The sequence below is a fragment of the Proteinivorax tanatarense genome, from assembly GCF_040267685.1.
In the GTDB taxonomy this organism is placed as follows: Bacteria; Bacillota; Proteinivoracia; order Proteinivoracales; family Proteinivoracaceae; genus Proteinivorax; species Proteinivorax tanatarense.
This window is the reverse complement of record NZ_CP158367.1, coordinates 1,190,945-1,207,092: the sequence shown is the minus strand read 5'-3', so window position 1 is coordinate 1,207,092 and position 16,148 is coordinate 1,190,945. Positions and strand designations below refer to the sequence as shown.

19 protein-coding genes, 1 pseudogene and 1 riboswitch are annotated in these 16,148 nt (G+C 34.4%); of the genes and pseudogenes, 1 reads left to right on the top strand and 19 read right to left on the bottom strand.

The window, feature by feature from the left end; genetic code table 11:
* Positions 1-99 precede the first annotated feature (99 nt).
* Positions 100-498 (bottom strand): annotated as a pseudogene (locus tag PRVXT_RS05925) (C-GCAxxG-C-C family protein); the annotation flags it as partial.
* Between the two features lie 24 nt (positions 499-522).
* The gene (locus PRVXT_RS05920; RefSeq protein WP_350344745.1) at positions 523-756 is read right to left on the bottom strand and encodes a hypothetical protein; all 234 of its coding nucleotides are present in this window, start codon (positions 754-756) and stop codon (positions 523-525) included.
* A gap of 222 nt (positions 757-978) precedes the next feature.
* Between PRVXT_RS05920 and PRVXT_RS05915 the strand changes: the two genes are divergently transcribed.
* Complete coding sequence (locus PRVXT_RS05915) at positions 979-1,869, top strand: LysR family transcriptional regulator (RefSeq protein ID WP_350344744.1); 891 nt, start codon at positions 979-981, stop codon at positions 1,867-1,869.
* 41 nt (positions 1,870-1,910) lie between these two features.
* Here the strand turns inward: PRVXT_RS05915 and PRVXT_RS05910 are convergent, their stop codons facing one another.
* The 17 genes from PRVXT_RS05910 to PRVXT_RS05830 form a co-directional block, all read right to left on the bottom strand.
* Positions 1,911-2,414, bottom strand: coding sequence for a YeeE/YedE thiosulfate transporter family protein (locus PRVXT_RS05910; protein ID WP_350344743.1), 504 nt, complete (start codon positions 2,412-2,414; stop codon positions 1,911-1,913).
* 17 nt (positions 2,415-2,431) lie between these two features.
* A complete protein-coding gene (locus PRVXT_RS05905; RefSeq protein WP_350344742.1) occupies positions 2,432-2,659 on the bottom strand; it encodes a sulfurtransferase TusA family protein in 228 nt (75 codons plus the stop codon).
* Positions 2,660-2,682: 23 nt separating this feature from the next.
* Complete coding sequence (locus PRVXT_RS05900; protein WP_350344741.1) at positions 2,683-3,369, bottom strand: YeeE/YedE thiosulfate transporter family protein; 687 nt, start codon at positions 3,367-3,369, stop codon at positions 2,683-2,685.
* Positions 3,370-3,585: 216 nt separating this feature from the next.
* Positions 3,586-4,296 carry a twin-arginine translocase subunit TatC gene (gene tatC / locus PRVXT_RS05895; protein WP_350344740.1) on the bottom strand — a complete coding sequence of 237 codons (711 nt, stop codon included), beginning with the start codon at positions 4,294-4,296 and terminating at the stop codon, positions 3,586-3,588.
* Between the two features lie 28 nt (positions 4,297-4,324).
* On the bottom strand, positions 4,325-4,504 hold the full coding sequence (locus PRVXT_RS05890; protein WP_350344739.1) for a Sec-independent protein translocase subunit TatA/TatB: 180 nt from the start codon (positions 4,502-4,504) through the stop codon (positions 4,325-4,327).
* Between the two features lie 331 nt (positions 4,505-4,835).
* Positions 4,836-5,975 (bottom strand): M20 metallopeptidase family protein, encoded by a 1,140-nt coding sequence (locus PRVXT_RS05885; protein ID WP_350344738.1) that lies wholly within the window; start codon positions 5,973-5,975, stop codon positions 4,836-4,838.
* Positions 5,976-5,987: 12 nt separating this feature from the next.
* Complete coding sequence (locus PRVXT_RS05880) at positions 5,988-7,172, bottom strand: aspartate aminotransferase family protein (RefSeq protein ID WP_350344737.1); 1,185 nt, start codon at positions 7,170-7,172, stop codon at positions 5,988-5,990.
* Positions 7,173-7,181: 9 nt separating this feature from the next.
* The gene (gene dapD / locus PRVXT_RS05875) at positions 7,182-7,901 is read right to left on the bottom strand and encodes a 2,3,4,5-tetrahydropyridine-2,6-dicarboxylate N-acetyltransferase (RefSeq protein WP_350344736.1); all 720 of its coding nucleotides are present in this window, start codon (positions 7,899-7,901) and stop codon (positions 7,182-7,184) included.
* Between the two features lie 19 nt (positions 7,902-7,920).
* Positions 7,921-8,679, bottom strand: a complete 759-nt coding sequence (gene dapB, locus PRVXT_RS05870; RefSeq protein ID WP_350344735.1) for a 4-hydroxy-tetrahydrodipicolinate reductase — start codon at positions 8,677-8,679, stop codon at positions 7,921-7,923.
* Positions 8,680-8,684: 5 nt separating this feature from the next.
* Positions 8,685-9,572 carry a 4-hydroxy-tetrahydrodipicolinate synthase gene (dapA, locus tag PRVXT_RS05865; RefSeq protein ID WP_350344734.1) on the bottom strand — a complete coding sequence of 296 codons (888 nt, stop codon included), beginning with the start codon at positions 9,570-9,572 and terminating at the stop codon, positions 8,685-8,687.
* Between the two features lie 2 nt (positions 9,573-9,574).
* Positions 9,575-10,564, bottom strand: a complete 990-nt coding sequence (locus PRVXT_RS05860) for an aspartate-semialdehyde dehydrogenase (protein WP_350344733.1) — start codon at positions 10,562-10,564, stop codon at positions 9,575-9,577.
* A gap of 11 nt (positions 10,565-10,575) precedes the next feature.
* Positions 10,576-11,400, bottom strand: a complete 825-nt coding sequence (gene dapF, locus PRVXT_RS05855) for a diaminopimelate epimerase (protein WP_350344732.1) — start codon at positions 11,398-11,400, stop codon at positions 10,576-10,578.
* 18 nt (positions 11,401-11,418) lie between these two features.
* Positions 11,419-12,624 (bottom strand): aspartate kinase, encoded by a 1,206-nt coding sequence (locus tag PRVXT_RS05850; RefSeq protein ID WP_350344731.1) that lies wholly within the window; start codon positions 12,622-12,624, stop codon positions 11,419-11,421.
* 13 nt (positions 12,625-12,637) lie between these two features.
* Complete coding sequence (gene lysA, locus PRVXT_RS05845) at positions 12,638-13,945, bottom strand: diaminopimelate decarboxylase (protein ID WP_350344730.1); 1,308 nt, start codon at positions 13,943-13,945, stop codon at positions 12,638-12,640.
* Positions 13,946-14,037: 92 nt separating this feature from the next.
* Positions 14,038-14,187: riboswitch (Lysine riboswitch) on the bottom strand.
* Between the two features lie 63 nt (positions 14,188-14,250).
* Positions 14,251-14,829: a hypothetical protein gene (locus PRVXT_RS05840; protein WP_350344729.1), complete on the bottom strand. Its 579-nt coding sequence runs from the start codon at positions 14,827-14,829 to the stop codon at positions 14,251-14,253.
* Between the two features lie 122 nt (positions 14,830-14,951).
* Complete coding sequence (gene ytfJ, locus PRVXT_RS05835) at positions 14,952-15,398, bottom strand: GerW family sporulation protein (RefSeq protein ID WP_350344728.1); 447 nt, start codon at positions 15,396-15,398, stop codon at positions 14,952-14,954.
* The gene (locus PRVXT_RS05830) at positions 15,346-16,044 is read right to left on the bottom strand and encodes a DUF2953 domain-containing protein (protein WP_350344727.1); all 699 of its coding nucleotides are present in this window, start codon (positions 16,042-16,044) and stop codon (positions 15,346-15,348) included. The genes ytfJ and PRVXT_RS05830 overlap by 53 nt, the downstream gene beginning before the upstream one ends.
* Positions 16,045-16,148: the final 104 nt, after the last annotated feature.

The following is a 16,148-nucleotide window of genomic DNA, read 5'->3' as shown; positions in this document are numbered from 1 at the left end:
ACATATAAAGTAAAATCCTATGTATCCTCCCCTCAATTAAAAAACAGTAGGCAAGCTACAAAGTAGCTACCTACTGCTTTTTATCATAATTAAGTAATATTATAACGTTTCATTTAACAGTTCAACTGTCTTTTTAGCAATTTCTGCCGCAACACCAGCACAACGCTCTCCACGCTCTGGATCTCCAAATGTTATACCTTGCGCTTGCATAAATTTACCTACAGAATCACTACAAAGTACAGATTCTGCTACGGTATTTTCTAAGTCCATTTCTGCTGGTTGATATTGAGGGAAGGGGTGCTCCTTATACCAATCCCAAAGCTCATTTACTAGCTTTCTTTGAGTATCTGCTTCACAAACAGTCCCAATACAGGCAGCTGCTACACCAAGGGAACCACATAAACTGTACTGACCAGCATAACCGGCACCAGCATTAACAAAAGCCATTGCCGGTATCTGATTAAATGGATAACCCACTTCGTCAGCTAACATGCCGAAGAACCCTTCGGCTACACCAACACCTCAGCCACCCATTTCTTTATAAGCTTTATAAGTTCTGTCAGCCACTTTATCTGGATCAAGAGTTACGTATGGAAATGGCCAATCAGGAGTTGATTTATCTGTTGCAGAAGAATCAGCTCCTTCAGAACATCCAGCCATTAGCCCCATTCCGCCAAGAACAGTAACTCCAGCTAATGAAGTGCCTACTCCCTTAATAAAATCTTTACGTGAAATTTGTTTTTCTTTTTTCTCCACTTTAAGTCCTCCTTAAATTATGTTTTCATGTTAAAATTATAACGCACTTTACCATCGGATAGTTATAACTTTCACTTATGGTAAATAATAATAACTTATCTACCATAAAGTGTAGTCTTTTATGTCCTTAGGCCTTATCAGTAACATATTGTTATGCTATAATGTTATTTGCTACAAGTTTTTTACCTTGTTAATAAGGTTTTTTATAAGGAGGTCTTCAGCTTGAACATTCAACATCTAAAATCTTTTTACACAACAGTAAAGCTAAATAGTATTTCAAAAGCTGCCAAGGAACTTCATTTAACACAGCCTGGACTTAGTATGCAAATACAATCACTAGAAAAGCAGCTAGATTCTTCCCTTTTAATTCGTAGTAATAAAGGAGTGAAATTAACAGAAGCTGGGGCCATTGTTTTCGATTATGCCGATAGCATTTTATCTATGCACAGCAATATTGAACGAGATCTTAAAAACGTGCAAACTCAAACAAAAGAACTCTTGTTGAGTTCATGTAAGGCAGTAGGTGAATATGCATTGCCTTGTAGTATTTATATATACAAACAAAAATATAGTGATGTTAATATAGACTTTAATATAAATAATTCTGTCGGAGTTATTAAAAACCTGTTAGATAGAACAGTTAATATAGGGATTATACACGGCAATACTCCTCCTAAAAATATAAACACTGAAAAAATAGCTAGTGATCGTCTTGTATTAGTTACGTCATTACCTTTTCTACAGAAATCTATTAATATTGAAGAATTTAAAAAGCTACCTCTAATCTTTAGGGAGGAAGGTTCAGGAACTAGAGAAACAATAAATAATCATTTAAAACTTAAGGGTGTAACATTAAATGATTTAAATATCATTTATCATTTTAATTCAATGGAAGCAATAAAAACTTCAGTAATATCTGGAAAAGGAATTTCATTTATTCCTGAACTTACAATTAAAAGAGAGTTAAAAGAGGGTACTCTAAAAGAAATTACCGTAGAAGGTCTAGAGGTATACAATGAATTCTATGTAGCATATAGAGCGGATAATCCTTTGTCCACCTATGAAAAACAATTTGTAGACTTTATTAAATCTTCTAAAAGAGGATTTTGTTAAAAAAGCTATCATTAAACCATGCAAGGTTGATGATAGCTTTTTTATATCAAATCTTTGTATAATATTTTGCAACCAATTAAAACACCTAAAAACATAAAAATTGCAAATACCCATCCATGTAACGAGAAAGAAGGGATGGCACTAAAATAACCTCCTATGGTACATCCTAAAGCTATTCTTGCTCCAAACCCCATTAGCACTCCTCCAAAGATCCCTAGCACTAATTGTTTCTTGTTTTTAATTTTCTTCACTTTAAACTCCGAAGATAATAACGCTGATAATAGCGATCCTGCAATTATACCAATATTTAGTATCGTTAAATAATAAATTATTTCAGCGTCTTCAAAACTTAATCCATTTCCATAATATATGGTATAACTTTCCCCTAGGGATTCAAAACCTAAAGAATTCAGTACAAAAATTCCCCAGTATAAAAAAACACTAGTTATTTGCCATGGCGAGCCTATAAATGCTAACAATGCAATGTTTATGACAGCCAACAAAACCATACCCAACCAGTAAGGCCACGATTTATTAATCTTCATTTTAAAACCCCTTAAATTTACTTCAATTTTTCAATATAAATTTCCCACTCTCCTTGATCCACTTCAACATAGTCCATAGCATGTCCTTGCTTGTCCACCCACTCAATTACATTTGCTATCGAACAATTATGGTCTGTTTTCATTATTAATACATCACCAAACTCCATAACCTTAAGCTTCTTCGCAGCTTTTAATAACGGGATTGGACAAACTTCGTGCATACAATCCAGCTTGAACTCAGCCATAACTAACCTCCTTTTGCTTAACCTTATTTTTTCTCATACCAATTCATAAAAAAATATATTAAAAATAACACTGCTAACTGTAAAATTAGTGTGGGCCAAAAGCCAATTAACTTCGGCAAATATATTGTTGGTGAACTTAGAATATTTAGAGTTTGATCAAAAAATTCAAACAGCACTACCCCTGACAAAACCGTTCCCACTACGATACCCAGTATTACCATAAGCTGAAGTATAAATCCCTCTCCTGACCGAATTAGACTACCGGACACACAAGCCCCCGCCATCACCATTCCTATACCAAAAATAACAGCTCCAATTACTGTATGAATACCTACTGGTTTTATTTGACCGGGGACCTGTTCTACAATTATATTGATACTATCGCCTACAGCAATATATTGCAAAATAAAAAAACCAAATGACGCTACAATAAGAGCTATTACCACCGATTTCAATAATTTTACATTACCTAGCATTATAGAATTTCTAATACTTCCTGCAAAACAAAGCCTTGATCTCTGAATAATAAAACCCATAGCAGTACCCAAAATAAGTAAAACCCCTAGCTTACTGGAATTAGCACTAAAAAAATAAACCGATATCCCTGTTATAATAATTGCTAAAATTAATGCATATGGTGTTTGGCTTTTCCTTTTATAGACTTCTATTTGTTTTTTATTTTTTATTTGCTCAATTTTACTTGAAGTCATCTCCATATCCCCTTTAAGATTACTAATTTAATATTAACATACTTTTATAATAAACGTTTACCTTTTTCAAAAAAAATAAGTGCCTTAAGGCACTTATTAAAAAGTTATTAAAATACTATTAAATTATTAGATTACTATTAAATTATTAAATGCTAATGAGTTATTAAAATACTATTAAACTATTCCTATATTAATAAGCTACCGAATTATCTCACCTTATTTTTTACTTCTCCATTTTATAACGTTTGATATGATTATACTTAACTCAAACAACAGGATCATTGGGCCTGCAAGAAGCACCTGCGAAATTACATCGGGAGGAGTTAAAATTGAAGCAAATAAAAAAATCAGTAAGAATGTATACTTTCTGGACTTTTTAAGTAGCTCAGGGGTTATTAAATTAAGTTTAGTAAGTAACAAAACCAGTAAAGGTAATTGAAATGCTAACCCAAATGATAACAAAATTGATAATATAAAACTTAGATAACTGGCAAAAGAAAACATTGGAGTTATTTCATTACTAGAGAGTTCCGTAAAGAACTCCAATGTCAAGGGGATAATTATAAAATATGAAAATACTACTCCACCAACAAAAAAAATAGTTGACATTAAGATAGCAAGAATCATATAAACTTTATCTCTTATAGTTACGCTTGGCATTACAAAAAACCAAACTTGAAACAATATAATAGGCAATGCTAAAAATATCCCACAGATTATAGATATCTTGATATATGAAAGAAACAACTCCGGAGGACTTAAATAAACAAAGTCCTGATATCCAGCGGGAATTATTAGTAAGTGTGTTATTTCCTCAATGTAAAAGTAGCTTAAAATAGTACCAAATAATATAGAGAGGGCCGTAATTATTATTCGTAATCTTAGTTCCGCTAAGTGACCAACAATAGTAAGTTTCTTATCTCCCATGTAATGCTACCTCCCTATAATATCATTTTTACTTTTTACCTTCTTCTGTAGCTTTGTCATTACTGCCAGTCAAAGTATTCGTTTGATTTTTAAACTCTTTAATTCCCTTTCCTAAAGCTTTTCCAATTTCGGGAAGCTTGGCTGGGCCAAAAACTACTAAAGCAATTCCTAATATCAAAAGCAACTCAAAAGGTCCGAATCTGAACATTTAAAATACCTCCTAATGGTTTTTAAATAGGCAATTGAAAAATCTACAACACTTTAACAGTGTTTTTATAAATAATTTAAAAAAATCCCCCAAACTACCTAATAATGTCATTCTGATCCTAAGACTAAGAACCTTGGTTTCTTCTAAGTGACTTTCGTCTAAGGGGTAAACTTTACAATTACCTAGTTTTAAATCTTTCTTAACGTTTGTTAAAATTATAACATACCTGTTGAAGCTTTTACCCTAACATAACATTATCCTATATAAATCTTCTTTATATACAGCATTTCTTTTCAACTAAAAAAGCTATGATACCAATGGCACCATAGCTTTATAGCAAACTTAAGGATTTACTTATATCCAAATACACCTTCACTCCATCAAGCAAGATACTTTCATCAAAGTTAAATTTAGCATTGTGTAAAGGGTGTATAAACCCTTTTTTTATACTTTTAGAACCTAATAATATAAAAAACCCAGGGATTTTTTGTTGATAAAAAGAAAAGTCTTCTGCCAGCATCAAGGGCTTTACATTTTCAACCTTTGATGGTTCAAAACCTGATACCACCTTTTTATATAAATTTTTATCGTTAATTACAGGGGGATAAAAATCCTTAATATCTAAGTGTACTTCAACATCATATATCTTTTGTATACCGATACAAACTGAATTTAGCTGCTCTTTTATAGTCTTATAGACTTCAGTATTAAAAGCTCTTATGGTTCCTGACAGCTCAACCATTTTAGAGATAATATTTCTAGCTTCTCCACCACGCATAGTACCTAAGGTTATTACCGCTAGCTCTAATGGATCAATTTTACGACTAGGAATGTTCTGTAAGCTCATAACTAAGTTGCTAGCTGCAACTATAGCGTCGCTACCCTGTTGAGGTTGAGCACCATGACTGCTACGTCCTTGTATTTTGATGTCAACTTCGCCATTTTGTGCCATAAGAGGGCCATCTACTACTCCAAGCTTGCCTTCATCTAACCCTGGGAAAATATGAATCCCAAAAATGCTCTCGATACTATATTTTTCAAGTACACCTTCATCGATAACCTTTTTAGCACCTCCAGGCCCCTCTTCGGCTGGCTGAAAAATTAGCACAATAGTTTTCTCTGGCGGTGGCATAGAAGCTAAAAGTTTAGCAAAACCTAACAGGATTGCCATGTGACCATCATGGCCGCAAGCATGCATTTTGCCTTGATGTATAGAAGCATAATCTATGCTGTTATTCTCATATACATTCAAACCATCCATATCAGCCCTAAAAGCTATAGCTTTTTTTGATTTCCCTTGTTTAACAGCTACTAGGCCGGTTTCAGCTACAGTTTCGGGGTTATATCCGAATAATACAAGATATTCCTTTACTACATCATGGGTTTTATACAAGCTAAAAGCAATTTCTGGAATAGAGTGTAGTTTTCTACGTATTTCTGTTAAGTCATCTAATATATCCCCACTAATCATAGTTCCAACTCCCTAAGTTTCTTTAAGTATCAATTCAAACTTGTTTAAAAACTCATCTATTTCACCATAGCTAATATTTAAAGGAGGCAATATCCTTATTACACTGTTGCTAGTTACATTTAAAAGCAAACAATGTTTTATGCCCCTCTCTTTTATTACGTTAGCAAATTCTCCAACATCGATTCCTATCATAAGACCTTTGCCTCTAATTTCTTTTATTATTTTAGGATGCCTCTTTTTTAAAGACTTTAGCTTATTAATAATATATTCCCCCTTGCCAGTTACTTGCTGGCTAAATCCCTCTTTAGTTATAGTTTTTAAGACTGCTGTTCCCGCTGCACAGGCAACAGGATTACCACCAAAAGTACTGCCATGGTCACCATGTTGTAAAATGTTATCCAACTTTTCACTGACCAACATTGCACCTAAGGGAAGTCCCCCTCCTAAACCCTTAGCCAAGGTTATTACATCTGGAACTACATCTAAAGATTGATAGCTAAAAAGCTTTCCTGTACGACAAAGTCCTGTCTGAATTTCGTCGATTATGAGTAAAAAATTATGTTTTTTAGCCAGTTCACTTAATTCTTGAACATATTTTGGGCAGAGCTGTCTAACCCCTCCTTCACCTTGGACAATTTCTAAAAACATGGCGCAGGTTCTATCGGAAACCACTTTCTTTAATTCATCTATGTCGTTAAATTTAACATGTTTTATTTGTGGGAGAACAGGGGCAAAGCTGTCTTTATACTTCTCCTGCCCCGTTAAAGTCATCGTACCTGTAGTTCTACCGTGAAATGAATTATAGAATGTAACTATCTCTGTTTTATCTATATCAATAGTTCTTCCAAACTTTCTCGCTAACTTAATAGCTGCTTCATTAGCTTCAGCTCCTGAGTTTGTGAAAAAAACTTTTGAGGCAGAGCTGAATTCAACTAAAAATTGTGCTAAATCAATAACTGGCTCACTAACAAAATAATTAGATAAATGATTATACTTAGACAACTGTTTTTCAATTGCCTTAATTACTTCTTTATTTCTTTGCCCAAGACTATTGACAGCTATACCACTAAACATATCTAAATAACTCTGACCATTAGAATCATAAAGGTAACAACCTTCGGCTTTTGTTATATGAAGGTTATTTCTTTTATATAAGTTAAGGATGTACTCATTATCCTTTTCAAAAATACTTTTCACAGATACCACCTAGTCCCTTAAATCTCCTAAAATCTTAGTTTTGTCAGCTGTTTTTTCATCTATTTCCTTTATTATTCTTGCAGGGGACCCGGCAACCACTGTATTAGCTGGAACATCTTTTGTAACGATGGCGCCAGCTGCAACAACGGCACCTTTTCCGACTTTTACCCCTTCTAAAACTACAGCATTTGCACCAATTAACGCGCCATCTTCTACAATAACTGGAGCTTTGCTTGGTGGCTCAAGAACTCCGGCAATTACAGCGCCAGCACCTATATGAGCATTTTTCCCAATGGTTCCTCTAGCACCTATAATGGCATTCATGTCAATCATAGTGCCTTCACCAATTTCAGCACCGATGTTAATTACTGCACCCATCATAATAACGGTTTTTTTACCAATGCTTACTCTATCTCTTATCATGGCACCTGGCTCAATACGTGCCTCTATTTCTGTTAAATCTAAAAGTGGAATTGCAGAGTTTCTACGATCATTTTCTAAAACAAAGTCTTCGATTTTATCTTGATTCTGGTCTAATAGCATTTTAACATCCTTCACATCACCAAAAACAGTGCGAGAATTTCCCTCACCAAAAGCCTTTACATTAGCAAAGTCTATATCGCTTAAACCCCCTTTAATGTATGCTTTTACAGGAGTTGATTTCTCTGTTTCTTTAATAAATCTAGCAATTGCATAAGCATCAGTTAAATTGTTATTATCTACAGTCATTTTCATCTTCCTTTCAGTTTTATAAGTTAAATATGTCTTGCATGGCATAAAAGCCTACGGGCATGTTAACTATAGTTTGCCCCGCCTTAAGTGCATCTAACGCGAACACATCTTTCGATAAAGCTGTATGTTTTATCTCTATAACTTCATGATCTCCGGCGAAAATAATATTATGCTCACCTGAGATAGCACCACCTCTTACGGTATGGATACCTATTTCTTTATCATTTCTTGGACAGTTTTTGCCTTCTCTACCGTAATTAAACTCTTTTGAATTATCAAGAGCTTCATTTATTGTATTAGCAAAAAGTAGCGCTGTGCCACTAGGCGCATCTATTTTTTTATTGTGGTGTTTTTCAATAATCTCAATATCATGTGCATCATTTAAAAGCTTACTATACTGGTTTAATATGGTGTTTACAATGTTTACACCTAAAGACATATTAGGAGAGTAAAGCACTGGTATTTCGCTGGAAGCTTCTTTAATTGATGCAATTTGCTGTTCACTATATCCTGTAGTTGCAATAACCGTAGGAACTTTTCTTTTCTTTGCAAATTCTAACATTTGCTCTAAATTACTAGGATGAGAAAAGTCAATTATCAGGTCTAGCTCCCCTTTGTAGGAGTAAGGGTTTTCATAGACTGGGAAGTTATTTTGGTATTTTTCTGGGTTTTTATCCACGCCGCAAGCTGCAGAAAAATTAGGATTCTGAGCAATTTTTTTACTCAGCACTTGTCCCATCTTGCCATTTGCTCCATATATTGCAGTGTTTATCACATTTATCACTCCTTAATTTCTAAACCAATATCCCTAAGAGACTCCGCTAAGGTATCTCTATTTTGTTTCTCCATCTCTATAAGGGGCTGCCTAAGTTCTCCTACATCCATGCCCATCATATTTAGAGCTGTTTTTACAGGTATAGGATTAGTTTCTATAAACATGGCGTCGATAACATCAAGCATTTTAAGTTGGATATCTCTTGCTTTGTCGGTGTCACCGTCTAAGTAATTTTGTGCCATATCGTGAGTTTCTTTAGGTAATATGTTTGCAACTACCGAAATCACTCCTGCGCCTCCTAGTGAAAGAAGTGGTACTATCTGGTCATCATTTCCTGAGTAGATTGCAAATCCTTTAGGGCAAAGATTTGCTATTTGCGCTACCTGACTTATATCGGCACTAGCTTCCTTTATTCCAATAATATTTTTACGTTCTGCCAGGTATGCAACAGTTTTAGGCTCTATGTTTAAACCTGTTCGACCGGGAACGTTGTATAGGATAATTGGTACATCAACTGCATCAGAAATAGTAAAGTAATGGTTAACAATACCTCGTTGGGTGGTTTTGTTATAGTAAGGGGTTACTATAAGCAAGCCATCTGCCCCTTGGCTTTCAGCAAACTTACTCATTTTAACAACTTCTTCAGTGTTGTTGCCCCCTGTTCCTGCAATTAGCGGCACACGGCCTTTTGTTTTTTCTACTGCAAAAGTAATTACCTGCTTTTTTTCCTCAGTGGATAGTGTGGCTGACTCACCAGTAGTTCCACAAACTATTATTGCATCTGTACTATTTGAAATATGCCAGTTAATTAACTCCTCTAGCTTTTCAAAATTAACCTTACCTTCTTTAAATGGTGTTACCAAAGCAACTCCTGAACCCTTAAATATACTCATTATTAATCCTCCTTTAGTAAAAGTTCTGCTATTTGGACCGTATTGGTTGCCGCCCCTTTTCTAATGTTATCTGCAACAACCCATAGGTTTAAACCATTTTCTAAGCTAAAGTCCCTTCTAAGCCTACCTACGTATACATCATCAGTGTTATGCGCGTTAATTGCCATAGGGTACACATTATTTTTTATATCATCTAATACGACTATACCTTCCTTGTCATTTAGAGATTGTAAGACGCTTTGTAAATTATAGGGCTTTTCTAGCTCAACATTAACTGATAGACTATGTCCATTCTCCACAGGAACTCTAACCGTAGTAGCGGTAACTCCCATCTTGCTGCTTTTAAGAATTTTCTTCGTTTCATCTATCATTTTTCTTTCTTCTTTTGTGTATCCATCATCCATAAAGACATCGATATGTGGTAAGCAATTAAAAGCTATTGGATGTGGGTAGTTTTTAGGTTCTTTTCCCTGGATACCTGCCTTAAGATCATCTACACCAGCCACACCTGACCCTGAAACTGCTTGGTATGTTGAATAAACCACTCTCTTTACTTTAAAAAGGTCGTCTAACACTTTTAGAGGAAGGACAGCTTGAATTGTGCTACAGTTTGGGTTTGATATTATCCCTTTATGACTAAAGGCATCTTCTGGATTAACTTCAGGTACCACTAAAGGTACATCCTCATCCATTCTCCATGCACTGCTATTATCTACCACTACAGTGCCGTTTTCTTTTGCAATTAAAGCATATTTTTTGCTTATCGCCCCTCCTGCAGAAAATAAAGCTATGTCTATATCCTTAAAAGAACCTTCGTTAAGCTCTTGAACAACATGTTCTTTGCCTTTAAACATAACCTTTTTGCCTACAGACCTTTTAGATGCTAAAAACAAAATTTTATTTACGGGAAAGTCTCTCTCTTCTAACACTCTTTTAATGGTTTGACCCACCATACCTGTAGCACCTACTATGGCTAGATTAGCTTCTCTCATTATTGCACCTCCTAAAAATTATATATTCCTCGACAGATTAACTCCGCCGGTCCCGTCATATAAACCTCCTTTTGTAATTGTTTGATTCCAAGCTTGCCTCCAGGAACATGGGCTGTTATGTCATTATCTGTTCCTTTTACCAAAGTAGAAACAACAGCTGTCGCTGCAGCACCAGTCCCACAAGACAGTGTCTGGCCAACTCCTCTTTCATAAGTTACAACCTTTATGTTTTTGTTATCTATAACTTGAGCAAAGTTTACATTAGTCTTTTTGGTGAAAATTGGAGAACTTTCTATATTCTTCCCTTGACGATTGACATCAATGCATTGAAGATTATCTACAAAAACTACACTGTGTAAAGTTCCCATTTTAAGTACAGAAATAAAATAAGACTCTTCTTTAAAAATTAACTTTTTGTTTATTATCCTATTAGATATCAAAACATCTTCTTTTGAAGTTTCAAATTCAGGTTTCCCCATGTTAATAGTAACAAGTCTTGTTAACCCTTCTCTAATAACTAAGTTAACGTCCATTACCCCTGCAAGAGTTTCCACTGTAAAGTTTTTGAAGTCAACTAGTTTGTTATCATAAACATATTTTGCAAAACACCTTATTCCGTTTCCACACATAGGTGCAACTGAGCCATCAGAGTTAAAAAAATCCATTCTAACATCAGCTATATTTGAATTTTCTACTATCATCATTCCATCGGCACCAATACCAAATCTCCTATGACAAACTTTCCTTGCTAAAGTTTCTCTTTCTTTAAGTCTATTTTCCAATCCATTAAATATTATAAAATCATTACCTGTACCTTGATACTTTTCAAAGCGCAAAATACTCTCCCCCATTTACTACAAATTAAAAGCAGTTGCCACAGCATCTACAGCTTTTTGTTTATAGGTTTTGTCTAAAGTATAGGATATGCTAATTTCTGAGGTTGTAACTTGCTGAAATTCTATTTGGTTATCTGCAAAAATTCTAAACATCTTAGCAGCTACACCAGATTGAGTTCTCATACCTGTCCCCACAACAGAAAGTTTTATAATTTCATTATCTTTTTTAATCTCAACGTTGGAGTGCTTTTGAGCAATAACTTCCATTGCTTCTTTTACTGATTTATAGTCCTGGGCAGAGGCCGTAAATGAAAGGTTAACTAAACCTGCTCTTGGCAATGTCTGGCTTATTATGTCAACGCTGACACCTGCTTCTGCTAACAAAGTGAAAACCTCTGCTACATTACTTGATGAATATGGTATGTTTTTTAATGTAACCATTAACACATCGTCAGTTACTGATAATCCTGTTATGCTCCTTTTTTCCACTTTTTTATCCCACTCCTTTATTAAGGTACCAGTGGCATCATTTAAACTTGACGCTACATAAATAGGTACCTGGTAGCTATGTCCAATTTCTACCGACCTACACTCCATTACTTTTGCACCTAAATGAGACATTTCCTTCATTTCTTCATAGCTAATAAAGTTAAGTTTTTTAGCTTTACGATATAACCGAGGATCTACACTGTATATCCCCTCCACATCAGTATAAATTTCACATTTACAACCTAATCTCGCTGCAAAAGCTACTGCGGTAGTATCACTGCCCCCTCTTCCTAATGTAGTGGTTTCCCCTTTTTCATTAACGCCCTGAAAACCAGCTATAATTACAATTTTACCTTTATTTAAATGTTTATTAACAAAACTAATATCAATGTCAGATATTTTAGCATTGCAAAAAATTCCTTTGGTATGCACTCCAGCTTGCTGACCAGTTAAAGCTATAGCATCATATCCAGTATCTTTTAATATCATTGTAAGTAATGATGCAGAAATTTGTTCTCCAGTAGCAAGTAGCATATCCAACTCTCTTTTAGATGGGGATTTACAAGCTTCATTAGAAAGCCCTATAAGATTATTTGTTGTGTCGCCCATGGCGGAGACTATAATTACTATTTTGTCATATATTTTTTTACTTTCTATTATTTTATTTGCTATTGCTCTCATTTTACTAATAGACTCAAGCGAAGACCCACCATACTTCTGTATTACTGTAGTCAATATATGTCCCCTCCTAATCTACTAAATGGACATCATTTTTTACTAGGTCTTCGTATGTCTCACGCTTAACAACAACTTTTGCCTCTCCTTCTTTGGCAAAAATAACAGCTGGTTTAGTAAGCCTATTGTAATTTGACGCCATGCTATAGTTATATGCTCCTGTAGATGATACAGCAACCAAATCTCCTATATTGGGAGTAGGGAGCTTAAAACCTTTACTTAAAATATCCCCTGATTCACAACATTTACCAGTAACTGCAAATTCCTCTTTGCATTTATCATTCATTCTATTCGCTAAGCTAAGTTCATGTTTAGAATCATACAAAGCTGGCCTTATATTATCCGCCATACTTCCATCAACAAAAATAAACTGTTTACCATCATATGTCTTTTTAATGCCACCTACAGTATATAGGGTAGTCCCAGCATTAGCTACTATTGACCTACCTGGTTCAATCAAAATTTTGGGAGGCTCTAGACTTAATGATTTTGATTTTACATATATTTCATCTAATAATCTTTCGAAAAAATTAGGTAAATCTAAAGGAGTGTCTGTATCGGAATAGTAAACACCAAAACCTCCCCCTAAGTTAAGCTCTAAAGTTTTTACCAAAGCTTTTCTTCTAATGGCTTGGATAAAATCTAGCATTACACTTGCAAGCTCTAAAAAAGAGCCTTCTTCAAAGATTTGAGACCCTATATGACTATGAAGTCCTTTAAAGCAAATATCTGGAGATTCATAAATCTCTTTAATAAATGAATATATATCTTCTGCAAAAATACTTTCTCCAAATTTAGAGCTATGCCTAGTAGTACTAATATATTCATGAGTATGTGCAACAATTCCAGGGTTTACCCTTAGCAATACATTTGCTTTTTTACCTAATCGCTTTGTAACTTGTTGTAATAACCTAAATTCACTCTTATTATCTAGGACAATCCTTCCAACTCCACTTTTAACTGCTATTACAAGTTCTGCCTCTGACTTGTTATTACCATGAAAGTATATCCTATTTTTTGGAAATTTAGCTTTTAAAGCTGTATATAATTCTCCCCCAGATACGACATCTAGAGATAGTCCTTCTTCTTCTACAAGCTTACACATTGCTATGTTTAAAAATGCTTTTGAGGCATATATTACTTCTGTTCTTAGCGAATCACTTCTAAAAAAACTCTTATATAATTTACATTGATTTCTAACTTCAGCTTCGTCTACCACATATAAAGGTGTTCCATAGTTTCTAGCCAAAGTAAGACAGTTGCATCCTCCGATTTCCAGTTGACCTTTGTTATTTATTTCCATTGTACCAAATAACTTCATAATCCTACACCCCTTAATAATAAAATTAACAACAAAAAACAGCCGTGAACAAAAGGTTCACGACTGTCTATTAAGCAGCGCCTTTTGCCCACAACGCGAAAAGTTCTCCACCAAAAAGTTGGGCAACCTTCTGGCGACAGTGCTATGCCTATTAAAACATAACCCCAATACATAAATGTATTTCGGCGACGACCCCTTTCCTTATAAAGTACTCTTGGCACATCGCAGCCTCGAATTCGCATCGACTATTTACTTGTATTATATTAGGAATACTAACACAGTATATAATGTAAGTCAAGAACATTTTAACGTTTTAAAGCATTATTTAAACAGTCAGGGCATATATCATGTGTAAATTCCGCTTCTGAGTTTTCTTCAATAAAATTCTCCAATCGATGCCAACTACCTGTTTTTCCCCTTATCTTATTACATGTAGCGCATATCGGAAGAAATCCTTCTAGTTCAATAATTAAAGATATATCTTCTAACACTACTACTGCATAATTTTGCATGTCGTAGTTTAATGGTGCACCACTCACTAATACTTTATAAGTTTTAGCCCTTCCTTGAGAATTTAAAACTAACTTTCCTTTTATTCTATATATGTGTTGACCCCTGAGAGCTTCAATGGCAGCTTTTTTAACAATGCACTTATCACAGTTAGGACCTTCTCCACACCCTTCAGATCTATCAAGTTCAATACAGTCATATGCATCCCCAAACGCCTTAAACTCAGTTTCTCTTTGTTTGCTCCCGAATAATTCTTGGGCAGCATAATTAAGACTATAAACAACATTTCTTTCATCTAAGACAAACGCTGCTATTGGAATACTATTGATTATAGCTTCCACAAACTCAGTTGTCTTGTTAATTGATTTTTTCATATTCCACCTCCCATTAGTTTTTAACAGATTTCGACACTCCTACGTGAAATCCTTCTTTTAAAGAAATGATAAAAGGGTAGACACCTTGTAAATGTCTACCCTTTTATCATTTCTTTTACCTATTAATTTTCTACTTCTGCTTTTAGTTGGGCAAGCTCAGCCTCAAGCTTTTGAAGTTTATTCTTATCCACTTCCTGCCCGTTATCGTCAAATAAGCTTTGAAATTTATCAAGAATCTGAGGAGCTAAGTCTATGAGACGGTCAAATATTGCATTGTTATTAACCGGCAATAAGCGTACCTGGTTATGCCCAACCACTAAAAAGCCTACTGGCTGGACTGACACGCCCCCACCACTCCCACCACCAAATGGAAAAGCATCACTTTCTTTTTCGTCATTTTCAAACTCAGTTCCCCCTGCAGCAAACCCAAATCCAACTTTAGAAATAGGTATAATTACATTGCCATCGGGGGTTTCAACAGCATCTCCTATAACAGTATTTACATCTACCATTTCTTTAATGCTTTCCATAGCGGTTTTCATTAGCCCTTGAATTGGATGATCTGACAAAATTAACACCCCTTAAGTATTTTATTTTAGTTTTTATAAAATTAAACAATAAATATATGCCGACAGTTATAATATAGCCTAATGGAAAAGTTATTATACAGTTTAACTTAGTATTAAAATCACTTTTATTAAATTTCGGCTCAACTGATATTATAGGCTTATTCATTTTAGCAACTTTTACTGCAAAACCTAAAACAGCTGTTTTTAGCTGCCAAAGTACCCCATACATAATACCTGTATTTGCTGCATCTGAAGTCCCAAAGTCTGTATGCCAACTTAATTTTTCTATTTTCACCCACCTTTTACTTAATTTCATAAGTACCCGTGACATTTTTTTTAAGTTTTTCAGTTCGTTTATCAGCAGCGCTACAATCTCTTTTTTAAACCCAAAGCTTTTATGCATATCAAAGTATGGCTTTTTATGAGATCGCTCCATTTCTGCTTCCATTTGCAATTTTTTATTTTTTATAAATAGTTTTGGAATATCTATATTATATCTAATAAGACCCCAAAACAATCTAACACCAACTACTATATCACTCTGCTTAGTGGTATGTTTTATTAATATATTCAATCTAACCGGTGAGATAATAATTATTAAATATAAAAATAACAATGAAAAAAAAATTAGCTTTATCCACGACATAAAAAAGCCACCTTAAAAAACATATTACATTCATTAAAATTATTCTTTCCCTATAAATAATAAAATATTATTTATCAAGTAATAAAATAAAATTTTATCGAAAG

Coding starts and splice junctions, on each gene's coding strand:
- lysA (WP_350344730.1), bottom strand. CDS start 13,945: ATGAAGTTATTTGGTACAATGGAAATAAATAACAAAGGTCAACTGGAA.
- PRVXT_RS05885 (WP_350344738.1), bottom strand. CDS start 5,975: ATGATTAGTGGGGATATATTAGATGACTTAACAGAAATACGTAGAAAA.
- PRVXT_RS05905 (WP_350344742.1), bottom strand. CDS start 2,659: ATGGCTGAGTTCAAGCTGGATTGTATGCACGAAGTTTGTCCAATCCCG.
- PRVXT_RS05890 (WP_350344739.1), bottom strand. CDS start 4,504: ATGTTCAGATTCGGACCTTTTGAGTTGCTTTTGATATTAGGAATTGCT.
- tatC (WP_350344740.1), bottom strand. CDS start 4,296: ATGGGAGATAAGAAACTTACTATTGTTGGTCACTTAGCGGAACTAAGA.
- dapA (WP_350344734.1), bottom strand. CDS start 9,572: ATGAGTATATTTAAGGGTTCAGGAGTTGCTTTGGTAACACCATTTAAA.
- PRVXT_RS05900 (WP_350344741.1), bottom strand. CDS start 3,369: ATGACTTCAAGTAAAATTGAGCAAATAAAAAATAAAAAACAAATAGAA.
- dapD (WP_350344736.1), bottom strand. CDS start 7,901: ATGACTGTAGATAATAACAATTTAACTGATGCTTATGCAATTGCTAGA.
- PRVXT_RS05910 (WP_350344743.1), bottom strand. CDS start 2,414: ATGAAGATTAATAAATCGTGGCCTTACTGGTTGGGTATGGTTTTGTTG.
- PRVXT_RS05840 (WP_350344729.1), bottom strand. CDS start 14,829: ATGAAAAAATCAATTAACAAGACAACTGAGTTTGTGGAAGCTATAATC.
- PRVXT_RS05860 (WP_350344733.1), bottom strand. CDS start 10,564: ATGAGAGAAGCTAATCTAGCCATAGTAGGTGCTACAGGTATGGTGGGT.
- PRVXT_RS05830 (WP_350344727.1), bottom strand. CDS start 16,044: ATGTCGTGGATAAAGCTAATTTTTTTTTCATTGTTATTTTTATATTTA.